Annotated in this window: 19 protein-coding genes and 1 pseudogene; 6 read left to right on the forward strand and 14 right to left on the reverse strand. The window is 58.2% G+C overall.

Translation table 11 applies throughout. From position 1 onward, the window contains the following. Positions 1-101: 101 nt before the first annotated feature. Entirely contained in the window at positions 102-374 is a 273-nt protein-coding gene (locus tag B723_RS03300; RefSeq protein ID WP_017341337.1) for a hypothetical protein, read from the reverse strand. Continuing rightward, the gene (locus tag B723_RS03305; RefSeq protein ID WP_017341338.1) at positions 374-2,146 is read right to left on the reverse strand and encodes an S-type pyocin domain-containing protein; all 1,773 of its coding nucleotides are present in this window, start codon (positions 2,144-2,146) and stop codon (positions 374-376) included. The genes B723_RS03300 and B723_RS03305 overlap by 1 nt, the downstream gene beginning before the upstream one ends. Positions 2,147-2,390: 244 nt before the next feature. On the opposite strand from B723_RS03305, the pseudogene B723_RS03310 reads away from it, so the two are divergent. Then, positions 2,391-2,546 (forward strand): annotated as a pseudogene (locus tag B723_RS03310) (phosphoglycerate dehydrogenase); the annotation flags it as partial. A 63-nt stretch (positions 2,547-2,609) separates the two neighbouring features. On the opposite strand, the gene B723_RS03315 reads toward B723_RS03310, so the two are convergent. After that, entirely contained in the window at positions 2,610-3,035 is a 426-nt protein-coding gene (locus tag B723_RS03315; RefSeq protein ID WP_017341341.1) for a DUF4399 domain-containing protein, read from the reverse strand. A 136-nt stretch (positions 3,036-3,171) separates the two neighbouring features. Between B723_RS03315 and B723_RS03320 the strand changes: the two genes are divergently transcribed. Next, positions 3,172-3,756 carry a transporter substrate-binding domain-containing protein gene (locus tag B723_RS03320; RefSeq protein ID WP_017341342.1) on the forward strand — a complete coding sequence of 195 codons (585 nt, stop codon included), beginning with the start codon at positions 3,172-3,174 and terminating at the stop codon, positions 3,754-3,756. 134 nt (positions 3,757-3,890) lie between these two features. Here the strand turns inward: B723_RS03320 and B723_RS03325 are convergent, their stop codons facing one another. Together B723_RS03325 and B723_RS03330 are read right to left on the reverse strand one after the other, a co-directional pair. Beyond that, complete coding sequence (locus B723_RS03325) at positions 3,891-4,376, reverse strand: DUF523 domain-containing protein (protein WP_017341343.1); 486 nt, start codon at positions 4,374-4,376, stop codon at positions 3,891-3,893. A gap of 2 nt (positions 4,377-4,378) precedes the next feature. After that, positions 4,379-5,011: a 2OG-Fe(II) oxygenase gene (locus tag B723_RS03330; RefSeq protein WP_017341344.1), complete on the reverse strand. Its 633-nt coding sequence runs from the start codon at positions 5,009-5,011 to the stop codon at positions 4,379-4,381. Positions 5,012-5,119: 108 nt separating this feature from the next. Here B723_RS03330 and B723_RS03335 point away from each other — a divergent pair, with 108 nt between their 5' ends. Further along, complete coding sequence (locus tag B723_RS03335; protein ID WP_017341345.1) at positions 5,120-5,872, forward strand: DUF2059 domain-containing protein; 753 nt, start codon at positions 5,120-5,122, stop codon at positions 5,870-5,872. A gap of 100 nt (positions 5,873-5,972) precedes the next feature. On the opposite strand, the gene B723_RS03340 is transcribed toward B723_RS03335, so the two are convergent. After that, on the reverse strand, positions 5,973-6,920 hold the full coding sequence (locus tag B723_RS03340) for an alpha/beta hydrolase (protein ID WP_017341346.1): 948 nt from the start codon (positions 6,918-6,920) through the stop codon (positions 5,973-5,975). A gap of 97 nt (positions 6,921-7,017) precedes the next feature. Here B723_RS03340 and B723_RS03345 point away from each other — a divergent pair, with 97 nt between their 5' ends. Together B723_RS03345 and B723_RS03350 are read left to right on the forward strand one after the other, a co-directional pair. Then, on the forward strand, positions 7,018-7,599 hold the full coding sequence (locus tag B723_RS03345; protein WP_017341347.1) for a DUF6436 domain-containing protein: 582 nt from the start codon (positions 7,018-7,020) through the stop codon (positions 7,597-7,599). Between the two features lie 114 nt (positions 7,600-7,713). Beyond that, on the forward strand, positions 7,714-10,125 hold the full coding sequence (locus B723_RS03350) for a penicillin acylase family protein (protein ID WP_017341348.1): 2,412 nt from the start codon (positions 7,714-7,716) through the stop codon (positions 10,123-10,125). A gap of 115 nt (positions 10,126-10,240) precedes the next feature. Here the strand turns inward: B723_RS03350 and B723_RS03355 are convergent, their stop codons facing one another. Beyond that, a complete protein-coding gene (locus tag B723_RS03355; RefSeq protein ID WP_017341349.1) occupies positions 10,241-11,206 on the reverse strand; it encodes a GlxA family transcriptional regulator in 966 nt (321 codons plus the stop codon). Between the two features lie 339 nt (positions 11,207-11,545). Here B723_RS03355 and B723_RS03360 point away from each other — a divergent pair, with 339 nt between their 5' ends. Continuing rightward, positions 11,546-12,187 carry an HD domain-containing protein gene (locus tag B723_RS03360; RefSeq protein WP_017341350.1) on the forward strand — a complete coding sequence of 214 codons (642 nt, stop codon included), beginning with the start codon at positions 11,546-11,548 and terminating at the stop codon, positions 12,185-12,187. A gap of 81 nt (positions 12,188-12,268) precedes the next feature. On the opposite strand, the gene B723_RS03365 is transcribed toward B723_RS03360, so the two are convergent. The 7 genes from B723_RS03365 to B723_RS03395 all read right to left on the reverse strand — a co-directional run bounded on the left by B723_RS03365 (position 12,269) and on the right by B723_RS03395 (position 20,642). Next, positions 12,269-13,162 (reverse strand): ABC transporter permease subunit, encoded by an 894-nt coding sequence (locus tag B723_RS03365; RefSeq protein WP_052909675.1) that lies wholly within the window; start codon positions 13,160-13,162, stop codon positions 12,269-12,271. Further along, positions 13,159-14,079 carry an ABC transporter permease subunit gene (locus tag B723_RS03370; protein WP_017341352.1) on the reverse strand — a complete coding sequence of 307 codons (921 nt, stop codon included), beginning with the start codon at positions 14,077-14,079 and terminating at the stop codon, positions 13,159-13,161. Before B723_RS03370 ends, B723_RS03365 begins: the two co-directional genes overlap by 4 nt. Beyond that, on the reverse strand, positions 14,076-15,218 hold the full coding sequence (locus B723_RS03375) for an ABC transporter ATP-binding protein (protein ID WP_017341353.1): 1,143 nt from the start codon (positions 15,216-15,218) through the stop codon (positions 14,076-14,078). The genes B723_RS03370 and B723_RS03375 overlap by 4 nt, the downstream gene beginning before the upstream one ends. 73 nt (positions 15,219-15,291) lie before the next feature. After that, positions 15,292-16,389: a polyamine ABC transporter substrate-binding protein gene (locus B723_RS03380; RefSeq protein WP_031319171.1), complete on the reverse strand. Its 1,098-nt coding sequence runs from the start codon at positions 16,387-16,389 to the stop codon at positions 15,292-15,294. A gap of 188 nt (positions 16,390-16,577) precedes the next feature. Then, positions 16,578-17,690 (reverse strand): polyamine ABC transporter substrate-binding protein, encoded by a 1,113-nt coding sequence (locus B723_RS03385; RefSeq protein WP_017341355.1) that lies wholly within the window; start codon positions 17,688-17,690, stop codon positions 16,578-16,580. 170 nt (positions 17,691-17,860) lie between these two features. Further along, complete coding sequence (locus tag B723_RS03390) at positions 17,861-19,225, reverse strand: aspartate aminotransferase family protein (protein ID WP_017341356.1); 1,365 nt, start codon at positions 19,223-19,225, stop codon at positions 17,861-17,863. A gap of 58 nt (positions 19,226-19,283) precedes the next feature. Beyond that, a complete protein-coding gene (locus B723_RS03395; protein ID WP_017341357.1) occupies positions 19,284-20,642 on the reverse strand; it encodes a glutamine synthetase family protein in 1,359 nt (452 codons plus the stop codon). Positions 20,643-20,671 lie beyond the last annotated feature (29 nt).

Here is a 20,671-nt window from a genome sequence, read left to right on the forward strand (position 1 = left end):
TCTAGACTAGGCAGAATCTAGTCACCAGCATCAGGAAGCCGGACGTTTCCAAACAATATAGTTGCTAATCGCGCCCTAAAGGTGACAGACGCTTAGCAAAATCAATCAAAAGTATATTTTCCCTCTACCATGAATATCGGTTCTCTCCAGTTAGGCCCCCTCACAATTCCGCCTCCACTAAACTCTACAAAACCAGCATCACGCATATGTCTCACGAGATTCAACAGCCCCATGTTGTCTCCCACATGCGCCCACCCAGCCACATTGTAAAGTCTGTCCAGTTGAGGAAGAGATATACCTAACTCATTTTTTGTGAAAAATAGAATCACCTCTTCAGGTTTTTCGTTATGCATAATTTCGTCTATGACGCTCATTACTTCATCCCTCCCAGTTGCCTGTACTCTCTTTCCCTTTGTTTTTTATCCGCCTCTAAAGCATCAGGCGTGTAGAGCAATTCAGAAGCATCCTTGAGTTTGTAATCCTCCAGGGTCGCCGCATGGGTGTTATTCCAAGTAGCACCTTCATCATTCGGATTTACACCGTCAGCCACCCCTAATGTTCTGAAACGTTCAAGCTCTCTTAGCTCATGAGTATAGAAACGTTTGTCGATGGCTGTGACTACTAGTTTACCTTGGAGAATTTTTTCCAAGCGTTCAATCATGATGGGATTGGCATCCGAAGGGTCGAAGCGACCTGTATGCAATTTGACAAGGTCAATACCCGCTTTCGTCACGGTAGCATTGGTCCAATCCAGATCCAGGATTGGGCCGCCAGCTTTGGCGGGATTGAACAATCGACCGCTGTATTTTCCTCGTGTGGTAGCCCCCTCATAAGGACTATTGAAAACAACGTAAATCGGCGGCAAGCCACTGTTGATCGGGAAACAATAAATACAATCCCTGAAATCCGGTAACTGGAATGCAGGAAATGTTTCGGGCTGCACGAGTAGTGGCAACAGCTCAACACCAGTGTAACGCGGTACTTCCATGGGCCTGGCAGGTGAAGTTGTCGAACTGTTATCCCAGTGGATAATGGGAAAACTGAGGGTGATGGGCGGTGTGTCGGCGGAGGTGAAACTGTAGCTGTTAGTCTTCTGGTCGAACTCCAGCGCCCGAACTGGCACCGCTGGTGAAATGCTTCCTCCCAACGGTGTTGCAACGAGTGTGTATTGACCAAGGTCACCATAAATTCGATAGGGAAGATCAATGGTTCCTTCGACAGTGGCGATTTCATTCAGGTTGGCCGGTGCATCTGGCAAGACCGCACTACCCGATAGTTTGAGAACCGTTTGAGGATAACGCTCGCCGTTACCCAGAGCAGGTGAATAGAGCAAAGTGCCGATCCCGATCGCCGTCGCTCGACTGAGAAGTGCTTCTCCCAAACCTGTCAACAACAGAGTGCCTTTACGGATTGCTGCCTCAAAAGTCCAACCTTCCGCGTTTTGGAGCGTAGCGGCACCTGCCACAGTTACCACCTGGGCGGCTTGACTAAAGGTTAACCTGAAGCTGTAGGTATTTTCACCTCTAGCCAAGGCAGAATGGATCGCAGCATCTAAAGCTGGAGAAGCGTCCTCTAAAATGGAAACAGCCTCGACAAGGATTCGTTTAACGTAGGCGGCTGTCAGGGATCTCAGAAAATTCTCGTAATAGCCTCGGCGTTCCTCCTCGTTTTCTGCCGTATCCACACTAGCCGCGAATGCCTCGGCATTTTCCGCACTGTCCAATGACAACAAATCTACGCCAGCAAATATATTCGCCTCATACCAACTCCTATTCATATTAATTTGTTGTAGAAGTTCGACAATAATCTCTTTCTTTTTTAAGGCGCTTTCCAAATCACTGAATAGATGAGTGTCATTAGCTGGACTTAAGCGCCTCTCTATTTCACTTCGCACACCCCCTGAGCTATTCGAAAAAACGCTTCCTATCTGATCTTGCACCGAATGCCCTATGGCTACCAACTTTGAGTATGCGTCGCGCTCCCTATCGATAGTTTCAATAGGGTACGCCACAGTGACTGCCGGGAGAGTTCCGTCCCAACTGAGAGCACTGTCTAAACCTGAAATATATCCTGGGCATTTCTTGTGTTCGTTGAGCAAATCGCTCGACGATTTCAAAGACGGAGGAAAAGCGATAGTTTTTGGCATGCAGCATCCCTTGCAACAATTTTAATTCCATTTGACAGAAGCATCTAAGTTATCCCGCAACAACGACACCATATCAACAGTAAAATATTTACTGCATATGCCGTGATTAAAGACTGGGTAAACTCAATACAAATTACTATCCATAGTTAAATTTCCCACATCAAAAAACTCTATTTCAGGCAGAAATTCTTGGTGCATTCTGTAGAAATTGATGGTCTGTTACCCAAATTTTACTCAGCAGCAATATGCACAAAACGGCATCAACATCTCCGGTCAGTTCCTGCAGACCAATGAGAAAGTCGGCTACGTGGTCATCGACGTCGACGCCGAGTACTCGGACCTGGCGCAAGAGAAGCTGCAGCACATCAACGGCACCATTCGTTGCCGCGTGTTGTTCTGACAGCAATTTGAGCGACAAAAAAAGGAGACCTTCGGGTCTCCTTTTTCATGGCCGCTACTATCGTTACTTGACGTTGACGGTGATCTTCTCGGAAACGATCGGCGGATCGAAGGCCATGTGGCTCATGTCGCCCAACTCGAGCTGCAAGGTGTGCTTGCCCGGTGTCAGCGTCAGCTCGGTTTCTGTCTGCGCCTTGCCGAAATGAACGTGATTGGCATCTGTCGGGATGACGGCCCCTGCTGCAACGATTTCCTTGGCATCGACCAGCAAATGGTGGTGGCCCGTATTCTTGGTGAGATCGCCCGCTGGCGCCAACGCCACGTTCTTAACAGCGAACTTGATTTTGAACGTTTGCGGGACAGTCCCACCATCTTTAGGAGAAACGATGGACACTTCAGCACCCTTGGGTGCCGGCGTAGCCGCACTGGCCAGCACCGAAACGCCCATCAGCAGACCGGTCAGCGCAGCACGTGACATAAAGGTTTTCATTCTCTTCTCCAGTTTTTTCATAAAATCCGCGTGACCATGACAACTTCACGGCCATTCGTTGTCGAAGGCTCTCGACAACCATAGCAAAGCGAGCCTGAATCAGCGCATCGCGATAAATGTATTCAAAGGAGTGACCATGCGCTTTCTGCCTGGCCTGATCTGCCTGCTACCCATTCTGAGCCCTTTGGCTCATGCCGAACTGATTGATGATGTAAACGACCGCGGCGAATTGCGCATTGCCCTTGAGGCTAATACACCGCCCTTCAATTTCAAGGACGACGGCCAACTCAGTGGCTTCGAAGTCGAGTTGGGCCATCTGCTGGCCAACGAGCTGGATGTACGGGCCGACTTTGTCGTCACCGACTCCAGCGATCTGTTGTCCGGCGTCGAAAGCGGCAAGTACGACATCGCCATCAACCACATAGCAGTGACCCCGGAACTCAAGGATCGTTTCGACTTCAGCGAACCTTACATTCAGGCCGATGCGCAGTTGATCGCTCAGAAAGAAGAGCCTCGCTCCATCCTGCTGGTGCAATCGCTGACGGACGAAAAACCGAAAGCCAGCCCTCCTGTCGAGCTGGCAATTCCGTTTCAGAAGGGTAACCCGGCGTTCCACGCCAGCCTGGAGAATGCATTGCAGCGGATCAAGGCGGATGGGCGGATGGCGGCGCTGGAGCAGAAATGGTTTGGGGCGGATGCGAGTGTGGCGCCCAAACCCTGATCTCAGGCTGATGAACAACCCTGTGGGAACGAGCCTGCTCGCGATGAGGGCATAACACTCAACATCTTCATTGATTGTCAGACCGCTATCGCCGGCAAGCCGGTCTCGATCCCACAGTGGTTTTGTGTTGATCGCTAGCTGAGTGCTGCCAGGACCGAAGCCGCTTGCGGCAACTCCAGTTCGCTGAACACTTGCACACCATGGCGCTTGAGCAACGCAGCAGTGACGCCTTCACCACTGACCTTCACGCCGCTGAACGTGCCGTCATAGGTCAGCAAATTCCCGCAAGACGGGCTGTTGGCCTTGAGCACGGCGATGCGGATGCCGTGTTTTTCTACCAGTTCCAGCGCCTGATAAGCGCCAGAAAGAAACTGCGCACTGACATCCTCGTCTTCGGTGGTGATCACCGAAGCCTGGCCATCAAGCACCTCCCCACCCTGCCCGCCCGGAATCTCTGCCGCCGCCCGTGGCGTCGGCAACCCGCCGGCGACCTCAGGGCACAACGGCACGACGCGACCTTCGTCGAGCCACTGTTGAAGCTGATCGAACGGCCCGCTGGCCCCGCCGTCATAACGCACGCGGTGGCCGAGCAGGCAGCGACTTACCAGGATTTTCTGCATGATCAGAACGGCTCGTTGCCACGGCGCCGGAACCAGCCGGTCAATGACAGGCGATCGCGGGTCGCGGGCAGGACTTCGTGGGGCACCTCGCCCGACAGGAACACCACCAGGCATCCGCCGGTAGGCACCACATCGTATTCGACGTCTTCCTTGAGGTACATGCGCAACTGACCGCCGTGCTCTGGCAACCAGGCGTCGTTGAGGTAGACCACCGCCGAGACCATGCGTCGGTCGTCATCGCGGAAGCGGTCGACATGCTTGAGGTAGAAAGCACCGGGCGGGTACATCGCAAAATGGCTTTCGAAATCTTCAAGGCCCAGATACAAGCCTCGATTCATGGTCTCGCGCAGGCTGTCCATCAACTGCAGGTAGCTGTCGCATGCCAACGCCTGACCGGGCTCGATCCACTGGATCTTGTCGCCGCGAATCCCCTCGCGAATCTCCGATGTCGGCCCGCGGCCCACGGCGGCAGGGGCCAGTTCACCCTCGGCGGCACGTTTACGGCACTCAGCGGCCAACGCCCGGGTCAGATCCGGAGGAAGGAAAATATTCTGCTGCGACCAGCCGTGTTCAGCCAGGTCATCGACGATACGTAACAGCAGCGGGTGATCAGAGGATATTTGCATGGCGCGCATAGTATTCCTGTGCCCGAAAATCCGACAGAGCCGCGCAGCGGCTTGATACGAATTCTCGACAAGTCCGTATGCCGCACGGAGAATAGTCGCCTGCTGACAGGAGTCCCTATGCGCCGTTTGCTTTTCTCACTGCTGATGTTCTGCGTTTTGCCCGCCTGGGCAGACGGCCACGACCAGTTGTACAAGGTCGCCGGCTGGCCAGAACAACGCGCGCATTTCAACGATGCTCTCTCAGCCGCTCAGCAGCGTTACCAGAACAGCCTGCCGCCCGCCGTGTTTCAAGCGCTGGTGAATAACAGCAATCAGCGCTTTGCCCCGCAGGCCGTGGACCAGCGCGCCGAAGCGCAATTGCGCAAAACCCTTGCTGATCCGAAGCCGGCACTGACCTTCTTCCAGTCGCCGCTGGGCAAGAAAATCGTGGCCGCCGAACTGCTGGCGACCCGTCGTGATCAGTTGGCGAAGAACGCCAAGGGCCTGCCGAAGATTCAGGCCAGCGACAACCGCATGCTGATCATCGGTCACCTCGCCCAGGCCTTGCCCGCGCGCGAGGCCGGCGCGGAAGTCAGCCTGGCGATTGCCGGCGTCGCGGCCGACAGCTTGAGTTCGATGATCCCCGGCCTGCTCGGCGGCGGTCAGGCGCAAGGCCTGTTGAACGGTCAGCGTCAGCGCTTGATGGAGCAGATCGGCAGCGACCTGAACAACACGTTGCTGTATGTCTATCGCGACCTGTCGGATGACGAGCTGGAGGAGTTCGCCACGTTTGCCGAGTCGGCTGAAGGCAAGGCGTATTACCAGGCGGCGTTGGCGGCGATTCGGGCGGGGTTGGCGGTGGGGCAGAATCCTTCGAGCCTCAACCAGTAATCTTCGGCATCAGATAGGCTCGCACACATTAGACCGGTTTTCCCAAGCAACTCGGTCAACTGTGGGAGCGAGCCTGCTCGCGATGAGGCCCGAACAAACGCTAAAGATTCCGGCCTTTGATCCGCTTCGTCAAAAACCCGAAATACTCCCCCCGCAACGCCAAGGTCTCATTCGCCAAATGATGCCGAGCCTGCGGCAACATCAGCACCTGCGGCCGATCGAACTTGGTTTTCAACACTTCAAGGTTGTGCTTCCAATCCACCGTCATGTCCGCCTGCCCCTGCACGATCAGCGGCTGGCGCATGCTGCCGGGTGCGGCCTCGATGCGCTTGATCCAGCGCGCCAGCGCGCCGACCCACGCTGTTGGCAGGCGCAGCGGCTGCAACGGGTCGGCTTGCAGGAATGGCAGGAAATCCGGGTCGTTGGAGTTCTCGCTGAAGCGCCGGGCGATGGCTTTGACGAAAGGTTTGAGCAGGTAATAACTGAGCTGTGACCACCCCCAGGCCCGCGGCCTCACCAGCGGCGACAACAGAATCACCTGACCCTGTGCCGGGCTGTTCGCACCTTCATTCAACACATGATCGATCACGATGGCGCCACCGGTACTCTGCCCGCACAGGTGCCACGGTTGCGGCAGATCGAGGGATTGCGCCTCGGCAAACAGCCCTTGCAGAGTGTCCTGATACTCGGCGAAATCCTTGATGCTCGCCCGTTCGCCGCTGGACAGACCGTGCCCCGGCAAGTCGCAGGCAATCACCGCAAACCCCTGATCCAGGGCCCATTCGATCACATGCCGGTAAAGCCCGGTGTGATCGTAGAAACCGTGAAACACAAACAACGTGGCCTTCGCCCGCTCCGGCCACCAGAGCTGGCTGACCAGCTCATAACCGTCCACCTCGAAACGCCCCAGGCCCCTGCGCAACTGACGCCCTGGAAAATCCACGCCGTAGAACCGCTGGTACGCCAGCGCCTCCACGGACAGCGGCTGCCACTCGGCCAGAGGGCGCAGGCCGGCACGCAGATGATCAGGGTCGAAAGTGGCGGACATGGGCGATTCCAGAGCACGAAGCAGACTTTATAAGCCTGCGATATTCATCTGTCGCGGCAAGCATGGCAAGCTGGGCGACCTTCGAGGATCGACACCCATGCGCTTGCCCTACCGCACCCCACTGCTTGCCAGCCTGATCGCCCTCGTGTGTGCCGGTGTGTTGTGGTCGGCTTACGACTGGTTTCAGGGACGCTATCTGCGCGCGTTCAGCGAGCACACCGCGGTATTTTCCGGCGACCCGTTGCGCCTGCCCGACACCCTCGCCGGCCCCGGCGCCATCCGCCTCGTGCATTTCTGGGACCCGGCCTGCCCGTGCAACGTCGGCAATCAGCAACACCTGAGCGAACTGGTCGAGCAGTACGCTGCGCAGGGCGTCGAGTTCTATGCGGTACAAAAGCCCGGCAGCCACGGCCAGTTGCCCAGCACCTTGAGCAGCCTGAAAACCATCACCGTCCTCCCAGGCTCGGAACAGATCCCGGCCAGCCCGGCCGTGGCGATCTGGGATCGCAGCGGCAAGCTCGCCTACTTCGGCCCTTACAGCGAAGGCCTGACCTGCAATTCGAGCAACAGCTTTATCGAACCGATCCTGCAAGCGTTGAACGCCGGCCGCGCGGTGAATGCCACGCACACCCTGGCAGTCGGGTGTTACTGCCCGTGGCCAGTCGATACAACAAAGTAGCGACAGGTCAGGCAACAAGAATCCCTCCTACGGGTGATGGGCCGATTCGGCAGGCCATGTTAAACAGTGATGCCAGGGAATTGCTGCCACTCATAACAAGAACAAGGAATCACCATGAAACGCCTCCTGACTGCGCTCGTCCTGCTGATTGTCGTGCTCGCCGCAGGCGCCGGCTGGTACGTCTACAGCAAGCAGCCGACACGCCAGGGCATGGTTGAGTTGCAACACCTGCAAGGCTCCGTCACCGTCCGTTACGACGAGCGCGGCATCCCGCACATCCGCGCCGAAAACGAGACCGACCTGTACCGCGCCCTCGGCTATGTGCACGCCCAGGACAGGCTGTTCCAGATGGAAATCCTGCGTCGCCTCGCCCGCGGTGAACTGGCCGAAGTGCTGGGCCCGAAACTGCTCGACACCGACAAACTGATGCGCAGCCTGCGGATTCGCGAACGCGCCGAAACCTACCTCGCCAATCTGGACAAACAGTCCCCGTCTTTCATTGCCATGCAGGCCTATCTGGATGGCATCAACCAGTATCAGGACGGTCATGCAAAACCCGCCGAGTTCGATGCGCTGGGCATATCAAAACGCCCGTTCACCGCGCAGGACACCATCAGCATCGCCGGATACATGGCCTACAGTTTTGCCGCGGCGTTTCGTACTGAACCGTTGCTGACGTACGTGCGCGATCAGTTGGGCGCCGAGTACCTGAACGTTTTCGATCTCGATTGGCAGCCCAAAGGCGTGCTGGCGAAAAACCCCGGCGGCGCCATGCCACCCCTCGCCAGCGCCGACTGGAAAGACCTCAACGCCCTCGCCCGCCTGAGCGAGCAGGCGCTGGCAGACAACGGCTTGCCACAGTTCGAGGGCAGCAACGCCTGGGTGGTCTCCGGCAACCACACCAAAAGCGGCAAGCCGCTGCTGGCGGGTGACCCGCATATCCGCTTTTCCGCGCCGTCGGTGTGGTACGAAGCACAACTCTCGGCACCGGGCTTCGAACTCTACGGTCACTATCAGGCGTTGATGCCGTTCGCCTCGCTGGGGATGAACCGCGACTTCGGCTGGAGCATCACCATGTTCCAGAACGACGACCTCGACCTGATCGCCGAGAAGGTCAACCCGGATAACCCCAATCAGGTCTGGTATCGCGGCAAGTGGGTGGACATGGTCACCAGCGAGCAGCAGATCGCGGTCAAGGGCCAGGCGCCCGTGACATTGGTGCTGCGCCAGTCGCCCCATGGGCCGATCGTCAACGATGCGCTGGGCAACAGCGTCGGCAAAACGCCAATTGCCATGTGGTGGGGCTTTCTCGAAAGCCAGAATCCGATTCTCGAAGGTTTTTATCAGCTCAACCGCGCCGACACCCTGGCCAAGGCGCGCAGTGCCGCCGCCAAGGTCCAGGCACCCGGCCTGAACATCGTTTGGGCCAATGCCAAGGGCGACATCGGCTGGTGGGCAGCGGCGCAATTGCCGAAACGGCCCGCCGGTGTTCGGCCCTGGTTCATCCTTGACGGCAGCAGCGCCGAATCGGACAAGGACGGCTTCTACCCCTTCAGCGCCAACCCCCAGGAAGAGAACCCGGCACGGGGCTACATCGTCTCGGCCAACTTCCAGCCCGTGTCGCCGACCGGCATGGAGATTCCCGGTTACTACAACCTCGCCGATCGAGGTCAGCAGCTCAATCGCCAGCTCGGCGACAAAACCGTCAAGTGGGATCTGGAGACCAGCCAGAAGTTGCAATTGGGCACCACCACTGCTTACGGCCCGCGCTTGCTCGCGCCATTGTTGCCGGTGTTGCGTGAAGTGGTGAGCGACTCCGCCGAACTCAAACTGGTGGAGCAACTGGCTCAGTGGAAAGGTGATTACCCGCTGGATTCAACCAGCGCCACGCTGTTCAACCAGCTCCTGTTCAACCTCGCCGACGCATCGATGCACGATGAACTGGGCAACGACTTTTTCGAAACGCTGCTTTCGACGCGGGTGATCGACGCTGCGCTGCCTCGTCTGGCGGCGAACGCTGATTCGCCGTGGTGGGACAACCGCAACACCCTCGGCAAGGAAACGCGCGCCGATACGGTCAGGGTGGCGTGGCAAGCGAGCATTGCTCACCTCAAGACCACCCTGGGTGCGGATTTCGCGCAATGGCAGTGGGGCAAGGCGCATACGCTGACCCATGGTCATCCACTGGGGCAGCAGAAGCCGCTGGACCGGATTTTCAATGTCGGGCCGTTCGCGGCGCCCGGTACCCATGAAGTGCCAAACAACCTCTCGGCCAAAATCGGGCCGGCGCCATGGCCGGTCACGTATGGACCATCGACCCGGCGCCTGATCGATTTCGCCGACCCGGCGCACAGCCTGACCGTGAACCCGGTGGGCCAGAGTGGTGTGCCGTTTGACCGGCATTACGAGGATCAGGCGGAGGCGTATGTCGAAGGGATGTACTTCCAGGCGCATCTCAATGATGAGGAAGTGACGGCCAATACACGGAGCACGTTGAAGCTATTGCCGGCGCGGGCTGCGCAGTAGATTCGTATTGGCTGGACTGGCCTCATCGCTAGCAGGCTAGCTGCCAGCACGCAGATCCAGTGTGGGAGCTAGCCTGCTAGCGATGAGGCCGGCAAGAGCGACGCATATTCATGGCTCAAACCATTGCCGAAAAATTCAACCTGAACTGCTGCGGTGTCACGCCCAACCGGCGATTGAACACACTGCGCATGTGCTGGGCATCACGAAATCCGCACTGGTAGGCAACGGTCTTCAGCGGCGCCGATGTGCTTTCCAGCATCACCCGCGCGGCATCCACCCTCGCCCGTTCGACAAATTCCGCCGGGGTGACTTTCGCCTCTTTGGCAAACACCCGGGAAAAGTTGCGCGCGCTCATGTTGGCCGCGTTGGCCAGGTCGGCAATGGTCAGATCGCCGGTCAGGTTGGCCAGTACGTAATGCTGAACCATCGCCACCGCCGACGTCGGTTCGGCGTGGGGTGTCAGGAATGGGCTGAACTGTGACTGTCCGCCCGAACGCTGGGTGAACACCACCAGCCGCTTGGCCACATTCAGTGCAACTTCCGGCCCGTGATCCCGGGCCAGCAGGTACAACGACAGATCTATTCCCGCGGTGACGCCGGCCGAGGTGTACAACTCACCGTCCTGCACGTACAGGCGATCAGCCTCGACCTGAGTCGAAGGACACAACGCAGCGAGCGCCGCGGCATCGCCCCAATGAGTCGTCACCGTTCGCCCCTCGAGCAACCCGGCGCGGGCGAGCATGAACGCGCCGTTGCAGATCGAGCCGAAACGTTGCGCCAGTGCGCTGGCATCCCGCAGCCAGGCATCGAAGGCTGCGCCGAAATCCATGAAGGGCAACTGCGGTCCTCCGGCCACCAGCAACAAGTCGTACGCCTCCAGCGCCTCGCTGAAATGCCGATGGGCGTTCAGCGACAAACCGTTGGAACACGGCATCATCCCGCGCTCGACGCCAATCACCTCCAGCCGATAGTGATCCTCCGGCGCCAGGAAACGATTGGCCTCGGAAAACACATCCATGGGACCGGTGACGTCCAGGGACTGGACGCCAGCGAAGACCACGATGGCAACGGTTTTACTCATGGTTCAAAACGCCTCTAAGGATCACGTATGCCTGTGGCGAGGGAGCTTGCTCCCGCTCGACTGCGCAGCCGTCGCAAAACCATCGGATGCGGTGTGCCTGACGGAATTCGGTTGCAGTTATTGGGGTCGATTCGCGGCCCGGCGGGAGCAAGCTCCCTCGCCACAAATAGCTTCCACGCTGCGACTCACCGTAGCCAATCCACGCCCAACAAGCGAGGCTGGCGCGATATGCATGCTCATTGGCAAGGATCGCAGCCATGGATCGATTGTCCGGTCTTGGCGGCCGGAACAGACTTGTCCCATCAGCGCCGCCACGGCGTTCGCCACGAGGACACCACCATGAGCAGCACCATCGCCGGTATCAAAATCCCTGACAGCGCGTTGGCCCGAGCCACCACGGAATACATTCGCGACGTCGAATCCGACCTGCTTTACCACCACTCGCGCCGGGTGTTTCTGTTCGGCGCGCTCAGCGGTGAACGCAAGCAACTGGCCTACAACCCCGAGCTGTTGTACGTCGGCGCCATGTTCCATGACCTGGGTCTGGTGGAAGGCCATCGCACGGACGACGAACGCTTCGAAGTCGATAGCGCCAACGCCGCCAAAGCGTTCCTCCAACCTTACGGACTGAGCGATGACGACCTCGAGCAAGTGTGGTTGTCGATCGCCCTGCACACCACACCGGGCGTGCCACAACATCTGCGTCCAAACGTGGCGCTGGTAACCGCGGGTGTTGAAATGGACGTGCTGGGTATCGACTATGCGGCGTTCCCCACCGTGCAGCGCGAAGCGGTGGTGCACGCGCATCCGCGGGGTGAAGGGTTCAAGGAGTGCATTCTTTGTGCGTTCGCCAACGGCTTCAAACACAAGCCGGATACCACGTTCGGTACGGTGAATGCGGACGTGCTGGTGGACAGCGAACCGGGCTTCAAGCCGATGAACTTCGTCGAGATCATCCGCAAATCGCCTTGGGTTTCCTGAACTAAAAAATCAAAAGATCGCAGCGTGCGGCAGCTTCTACATGGGAATGTAGGAGCTGCCGCAGGCTGCGATCTTTTGCTGTTAAGCCGCTTCCGGCGCCTGTTGTGCGCGACGCACGTCCGGTTGCTTCCAGGAGTCGGCGGCGCTTTCTTCGATGGCCTGCTGAATCGCACGCTTGCGGGCTTCTTCGGCGCGACGGCTGAAGAACCAGACCAGGAAGGTCATCAGCGACACCGCCAGCAGAATCAGGCTGGCCACGGCGTTGATTTCAGGCTTCACACCCAGACGCACCGCCGAGAACACTTCCATCGGCAAGGTCGTCGACCCCGGCCCCGACACGAAGCTCGCCAGCACCAGGTCATCCAGCGACAGCGCAAACGACATCATGCCGCCCGCACCCAACGAAGGCGCGATCATCGGGATGGTAATCAGAAAGAACACCTTCCACGGCCGCGCGCCAAGGTCCATGGCCGCCTCTTCGATGGACAGGTCCAGCTCACGCAAGCGCGCCGACACCACCACCGCCACATACGCCGCACAGAACGTCGTGTGGGCGATCCAGATGGTGACGATGCCGCGTTCCTGTGGCCAACCGATCATCTGCGCCATGGCCACGAACAGCAGCAACAGCGACAGACCGGTGATCACTTCCGGCATGACCAACGGCGCGGTGACCAGGCCGCCGAACAGCGTGCGGCCCTTGAAGTGGGTGATACGGGTCAGGACGAACGCCGCCAGTGTACCCAGCGCCACCGCCGCAATCGCCGTGTAGCAGGCGATTTCCAGCGAGCGCACCACCGAGCCCATCAGTTGGGTGTTGTCCATCAACCCGACGTACCACTTGATCGACCAGCCGCCCCACACCGTCACCAGTTTCGAGGCGTTGAACGAGTAGATCACCAGGATCAGCATCGGCGCGTAGATGAACAGCAAACCGGCTATCAGCATGAAACTCGAGAAACGGAAGCGCTTCATTCCTTGCCCTCCATTTCTTTGGCCTGGCTACGGTTGAACAGGATGATCGGCACAATCAGGATCAGCAGCATCACCACCGCCAGGGCAGAGGCCACCGGCCAGTCACGGTTGTTGAAGAATTCTTGCCACAGCACTTTACCGATCATCAGGGTTTCCGGACCACCGAGAAGTTCCGGGATCACGAACTCACCCACCACCGGAATGAACACCAGCATGCAACCGGCGACGATGCCGTTCTTGGACAGCGGAATGGTGATCTTCCAGAAGCTGTTGAACGTACTTGAGCCGAGGTCGGACGCCGCTTCCAGCAGACTGCTGTCGTGCTTCACCAGGTTGGCGTAGAGCGGCAGGATCATGAACGGCAGGTACGAATAAACCACGCCGATATACACGGCCAGGTTGGTGTTGAGAATCTGCAGCGGCTCGTCGATCCAGCCCATGGTCATCAGGAAACCGTTGAGCAGGCCGTTGTTGCTGAGGATGCCCATCCACGCATAAACGCGGATCAGGATCGCGGTCCAGGTCGGCATCATGATCAGCAGCACCAGCACCGTTTGCATCTCTTTACGGGCACTGGCAATGGCGTAGGCCATCGGATAACCGATCAGCAGGCAGAGGATGGTGCTGATCAGCGCCATCTTCAACGAACCGAGGTAGGCAGCGATGTACAATTCGTCGCCGGCCAGCATCGCGTAGTTGCCGAGGTTGAGTAGCACCTGCAGCTTCTGGTCAACGAAGTTGTAGATCTCGGTGTACGGCGGAATGGCCACGTCGGCTTCTGCAAAGCTGATCTTCAGGACAATGAAGAACGGCAGCATGAAGAACAGGAACAGCCAGATGAACGGAACCCCGATGACCAGCTGACGGCCACCGGGAATTATTCGATTGAGGCGGCGTTTGAATTTGCGCATGTTCATGAGCGAAGTACCACGCCGCTGTCGTCTTCCCAATACACGTAAACCTGGTCACCCCAGGTCGGGCGCTGACCGCGGCGCTCGGCGTTGGCGACAAACGACTGGACGATCTTGCCGCTCGGCAGTTCGACGTAGAACACCGAATGCCCGCCGAGGTAGGCGATGTCATGCACCTTGCCGCTGGACCAGTTGTATTCGCAGGTCGGCATGGTCGGGGTCACCAGCAGTTTCTCCGGACGGATCGCGTAGGTCACCGACTTGTCCTGCACCGAGGTGCTGATGCCGTGCCCCACGTAAATCTGCCGGTCCAGGTCCTTGCAGGTGATGATGGCGTGACCTTCGGCGTCATCGATCACTTCACCGTCGAAGATGTTGACGTTGCCGATGAACTCGCAGACCAGACGGCTGGTCGGGGTTTCGTAGATGTCGATCGGGCTGCCGATCTGGGCGATCCAGCCCAGGTGCATGATCGCGATGCGCTCGGCCATGGTCATGGCCTCTTCCTGGTCGTGGGTCACCATGACGCAGGTTACGCCGACGCGCTCGATGATCTCGACCAGTTCCAGCTGCATTTGCGAGCGCAGTTTCTTGTCCAGCGCACCCATCGGTTCGTCGAGCAGCAGCAACTTCGGTCGCTTGGCCAGCGAACGCGCCAGGGCCACACGCTGACGCTGGCCACCGGACAACTGATGCGGTTTGCGCTTGGCGTACTGCGTCATCTGAACCAGCTTGAGCATGTCCGCCACGCGAGCATCAACTTCAGCCGCCGGCAGCTTGTCCTGCTTGAGGCCGAAGGCGATGTTCTGCGCCACGGTCATGTGCGGGAACAAGGCGTAGGACTGGAACATCATGTTGATCGGCCGCTCGTACGGCGGCATGTCGGTGATGTCTACGCCATCGAGGAAAATGCGCCCCTCCGTGGGCCGCTCGAAACCTGCGAGCATGCGCAGCAACGTAGATTTGCCCGATCCCGAACCGCCGAGCAGGGCGAAAATCTCGCCTTTCTTGATTTCCAGGGACACGTCGTCCACGGCAATCGTCTCGTCGAACTTCTTCGTGACCCGGTCGATTTTGACCAGCACCTGTTTAGGTGACTGGTCGCCCTCGAGGGCTTTCTTATAGGCGCCGGAGGCAACTGCCATTTACGAAACTCCCAGAAAAAAAGAGTGCAGTTCGCTCAAGGTGAGCCAACCTTGGATAGTTTGAGCCTTGAAGCTATTTGCCCGACTTGACCTTGGTCCAGCTGCGGGTCATCAAACGTTGAATGTTTGGTGGCAGCTCGATCGACACGTAAGTCTTGTCGAGGACTGCCTGCGGTGGATAAACCGCTTCGTCGGTGCGAATGGACTGTTCCATCAGTGTGTCCGACCCCGGGTTAGGGTTGGCGTAGCCGACGTAATCACTGACCTGGGCGATCACCTCAGGTTTCAGCAAATAGTTGATGAACGCATGCGCCTCTTTGACGTTGGCCGAGTCTTTTGGAATCGCCAGCATGTCGAACCACAGCGCACCGCCTTCCTTCGGAATCGAGTAGGCGATGTTCACGCCTTTCTTCGCTTCCGCCGCGCGGTTGCGGGCCTGGAACATGTCGCCGGAGAAACCGATGGCGATACAGATGTCGCCGTTGGCCAGGTCCGCGATGTATTTGGAGGAGTGGAAGTAGGTCACGTAAGGCCGCACGGCCAGCAACTTGGCTTCCGCCTTCTTGTAATCTTCGGGGTTGGTGCTGTTGGCATTGAGGCCCATGTAATTGAGGACGGTGGGCATCATTTCATCGGCGGAGTCGAGGAACGCCACGCCGCAACTGTGCAGCTTCTTGATGTTCTCCGGCTCGAATACCGCCGCCCAGGAATCGATCTTGTCGACGCCCAGTACAGCCTTGATCTTGTCGACGTTGTAACCGATGCCGTTGGTGCCCCACAGGTACGGCACGGCGTACAGGTTGCCCGGATCGTTCTGCTCCAGACGCTTGAGCAACACAGGGTCGAGGTTCGAGTAGTTCGGCAACTTCGACTTGTCGAGTTTCTGGAACGCACCGGCCTTGATCTGCTTGCCAAGGAAGTGATTGGACGGCACGACCACGTCATAACCCGTACGCCCGGCGAGCAACTTGCCTTCCAGAGTTTCGTTGGAGTCGAACACGTCATACACCGGCTTGATGCCGGTCTCTTTCTGGAAATCGGCCAGGGTGGTCTCGCCGATGTAATCCGACCAGTTATAAATATGCACAGTGCCGGCGGCCTGGGCGCTGACAGCGAATGTCAGCCCGGCGCCGACCAGCAGGGCATTGCGCAGCAAAGAAGAAATAGGCAAGTGGAGGTCCTCTAAAATTAGTTGGGCCCAAGTTGCCCCGCGTTACATGACAGTCGTAGCTGCCCAGCAACAAAACCGGCGCGCAACTTACCCTCGAAAAACCGTTCCAGCAAAACTTTCTGTCATTTAATTACACCTGCTGCCGTCACCGCGCAGGCGACGACAACAGGTTGTTACCTCAAACCGGCTTATTTACCCGATTTGATCTTGGTCCAGCTGCGAGTCAGGATCCGCTGGGTCGCGGCCGGCAAGTCGGCGATCGCGTACAGCTTGGCCAGCACGTCCGCTGGCGGGTAGATGCCTGGATCATCGGTGATTTCTTTTTCGACCAATGGGGTGGCGGCCGCGTTACCGTTCGGGAAACGCACGGCGTTGGTGATTTCGGCCATGACTTCCGGCTTCTGCAGGAAGGTCATGAACTTGTAGGCGCCTTCGACGTTTTCGGCATCTTTAGGGATGGCGACCATGTCATAGAAACTGCCGGCACCTTCTTTCGGAATGTTGTAGCTGACTTTCACCTTGTCACCGGCTTCAGCCGCGCGGGACTTGGCCTGGTAGATGTCACCCGAATAACCCACGGCTACGCAGATGTTGCCGTTGGCCAGGTCAGAGATGTACTTGGACGAGTGGAAGTAGCCCACCGAAGGACGAATCTTCAGGAACAGTGCTTCGGCTTCGGCCAGTTGTTTTTTGTCCTGGCTGTCGGTTGGATAGCCCAGGTAGTGCAACGCCACCGGAATCATTTCGGTTGGCGAATCGAGGAAACTGATCCCGCACGATTTCAACTTCGCGGCGTTTTCAGGTTTGAACAGCAGGTCCCAGGAATTGGTTGGCGCATCGGCACCCAGCGCAGCCTTGACCTTCTCGGCGTTGAAGCCGATACCGATCGAACCCCACATGTACGGGAAGGCGTGCTCGTTGCCCGGGTCGCTCACCGATACCGCTTTGAGCAGGTCAGTGTTCAGGTTCTTCCAGTTAGGCAGCTTGGACTTGTCCAGCTTCTGGTAAACGCCGGCCTTGATCTGCTTGGCCAGGAAGTTGTTCGACGGTACGACGATGTCGTAGCCGGACTTGCCTGCCAGCAACTTGGCTTCCAGGGTTTCGTTACTGTCGAATACGTCGTAAACGACTTTGATGCCCGACTCGGCTTCGAACTTCTTGATGGTGTCCGGAGCGATGTAGTCGGACCAGTTATAGACGTGCAACACCTTGTCGTCCGCCTGAACCGCACCCGCCATTATGCCCATCAGGGACATGGCGAGGAGTGTCTTGCCAGCAAGCTTTTTTCCTAATGCCTTCATGCGTAATGCTCCAAATTTTTTCTTTTTTGAACCACTTTGTTCAGCGGCCGAAACCGGACAACTGGAACCGCGGCTAGTCTGGCAAGATCCGAGGCGGTCTTTCAAGGAAAGGCCACCCTTTGGAACTGCTCTGAGCGAAAGTTTCATGACTCCCGCTCAGAGCCTAGCACTTAGCCCTGCAACGCACTCAGCGTCAGGTCCAGGCACTTGCGGGCCTTGGTTACCAGTTCATCGATTTCAGCCTTGGTAATCACCAGTGGCGGAGCAATGATCATGGTGTCCCCCACGGCACGCATGATCAGGCCGTTGTCGAAGCAGAACGTACGGCAGATCATGCCGACGCCCTTGCCTTCGTAACGTTTGCGCGTGGCCTTGTCCTGAACCAGTTCGATGGCCCCCAACAGACCGACCCCTCGCACTTCCCCCACCAACGGGTGATCGTTCAATTCCCGTAGACGCTTTTGCAAATAGGGTGCCGTTTCGGCATGAACGTGCTCGATAATTTTTTCTTCGCGCAGGATGCGGATGTTTTCCAGTGCTACCGCGGCCGCTACCGGGTGACCGGAGTAGGTGAAGCCGTGGTTGAAGTCCCCGCCTTCGTTGAGCACCGCCACCACTTCGTCACGCACGATCAGGCCACCCATCGGGATGTAACCGGATGTCAGGCCTTTGGCGATGGTCATCATGTCGGGCTTGAGGTCGTAGAAATCGGTACCGAACCACTCACCGGTGCGGCCGAAACCACAGATCACTTCGTCCGCCACGAACAGGATGTCGTACTTGGCGAGGATTTCCTTGATGCGCGGCCAGTAAGTGTCTGGCGGAATGATCACGCCGCCGGCACCCTGGATCGGCTCGGCAATAAAGGCACCGACGTTGTCCACGCCGATTTCCAGAATCTTCTCTTCCAGCTGGTTGGCCGCCCACACACCGAACTCTTCCGGTGTCATGTCGCCGCCTTCACCGAACCAGTACGGCTGGGCGATGTGGACGATGCCCGGGATCGGCAAGTCGCCCTGTTCGTGCATGTAGGTCATGCCACCCAGGCTCGCGCCGGCCACGGTGGAACCGTGATAACCGTTCTTGCGGCTGATGATGACTTTCTTCTTCGGCTGACCCTTGATCGCCCAATAGTGGCGAACCATGCGCAGCATGGTGTCGTTGCCTTCGGAACCGGAACCGGTGAAGAACACGTGGTTCATGCCTTCAGGTGCGATGTCGGCGATGGCCTTGGCCAGCTCCAACACCGGCGGGTGAGCGGTCTGGAAGAATAGGTTGTAGTAAGGCAGCTCGCGCATTTGCTTGCTGGCGGCATCCGCCAGTTCATCGCGACCGTAGCCGATCGCTACGCACCACAGGCCGGCCATGCCGTCGAGGATCTTGTTGCCTTCGCTGTCCCACAGGTAAACGCCCTTGGCGTTGGTGATGATCCGCGGGCCTTTCTCTTTCAGCTGCTTGAAATCGCTGAACGGGGCCAGGTGGTGATCGTTGCTCAGGGTTTGCCATTCACGGGTTTGCGGGTTGTTGCTGGTCATGCGAATTCTCCTAAGATTCCAGTGAAGGGCGCCGCCAAGTGCAGCGGCGCCCGGCGCATCAGACGGCGAAGAGCAGGAATTCCCGCTCCCACGAACTGATCACGCGCTTGAAGTTTTCATGCTCGGCCCGCTTGACCGCGACGTAGCCAGTGATGAATTTCTTGCCCAGGTATTTCTCGATGGTCGCGCTGTTTTCCATGCGTTCCAGCGCGTCTTCGATGGTCAGTGGCAGGCGCAGGTTGCGGCGTTCATAGCCACGTCCTACCACCGGCGCACTCGGGTTCAGGCCTTCGACCATGCCGATGTAACCGCAGAGCAGGCTCGCGGCAATCGCCAGGTACGGGTTGGCGTCGGCGCCCGGCAGGCGGTTTTCCACCCGACGGTTTTGTGGCCCGGCATCCGGAACCCGCAGGCCCACGGTGCGGTTCTCTTCGCCCCACTCCACGTTCACCGGTGCCGAGGTGTCCGGCAGGAAGCGGCGGAACGAGTTCACGTTGGGCGCGAACAGCGGCAACAGCTCGGGGATCAGTTTCTGCAGGCCACCGATGTGGTGCAGGAACAGTTGGCTCATGGTCCCGTCTTCATTGGAGAAGACGTTCTTGCCGGTTTCGATGTCGATGATGCTCTGGTGCAAGTGCATCGCGCTGCCCGGTTCGCCGGTCATGGGCTTGGCCATGAACGTGGCCGCCACATCGTGCTTGAGCGCCGCTTCGCGCATGGTGCGCTTGAAGATCAGGATCTGGTCGGCCAGGGACAGGGCATCGCCGTGACGGAAGTTGATTTCCATCTGCGCCGTGCCGTCCTCGTGGATCAGCGTGTCGAGGTCCAGTTCCTGCAGTTCGCACCAGTCGTAGACGTCTTCGAACAGCGGATCGAATTCGTTTGCCGCTTCAATCGAGAACGACTGACGACCGATTTCCGGGCGACCGGAACGGCCAATCGGCGGTTGCAACGGATAGTCCGGGTCGTCGCTGCGCTTGGTCAGGTAGAACTCCATCTCCGGCGCCACGATCGGCTGCCAGCCTTTGTCGGCATAGAGTTTCAACACTTTCTTGAGCACGTTGCGCGGCGACAGCTCGATCGGGTTGCCTTGCTTGTCGTAGGTGTCGTGAATCACCTGGGCGGTCGGCTCGATGGACCAAGGCACCAGGTAAACCGCGTTCTGATCGGGCCGGCAGATCATGTCGATGTCCGCCGGGTCGAGCAGTTCGTAATAGATGTCGTCTTCGACATAGTCGCCGGTCACGGTCTGCAACAGAACGCTCTCGGGCAGGCGCATGCCTTTTTCAGCAATGAACTTGTTGGTCGGCGAAATCTTGCCCCGGGTGATCCCGGTCAAGTCGGCGATCATGCATTCGACTTCTGTGATCTTGTGGTCTTTCAACCAATCGGTGAGCTGGTCGAGGTTGTTACTCATAAATGCCTCTTAGGCTGAGTTTCCTGACT

The organism is Pseudomonas fluorescens NCIMB 11764 (assembly GCF_000293885.2).
Taxonomy (GTDB): domain Bacteria; phylum Pseudomonadota; class Gammaproteobacteria; order Pseudomonadales; family Pseudomonadaceae; genus Aquipseudomonas; species Aquipseudomonas fluorescens_B.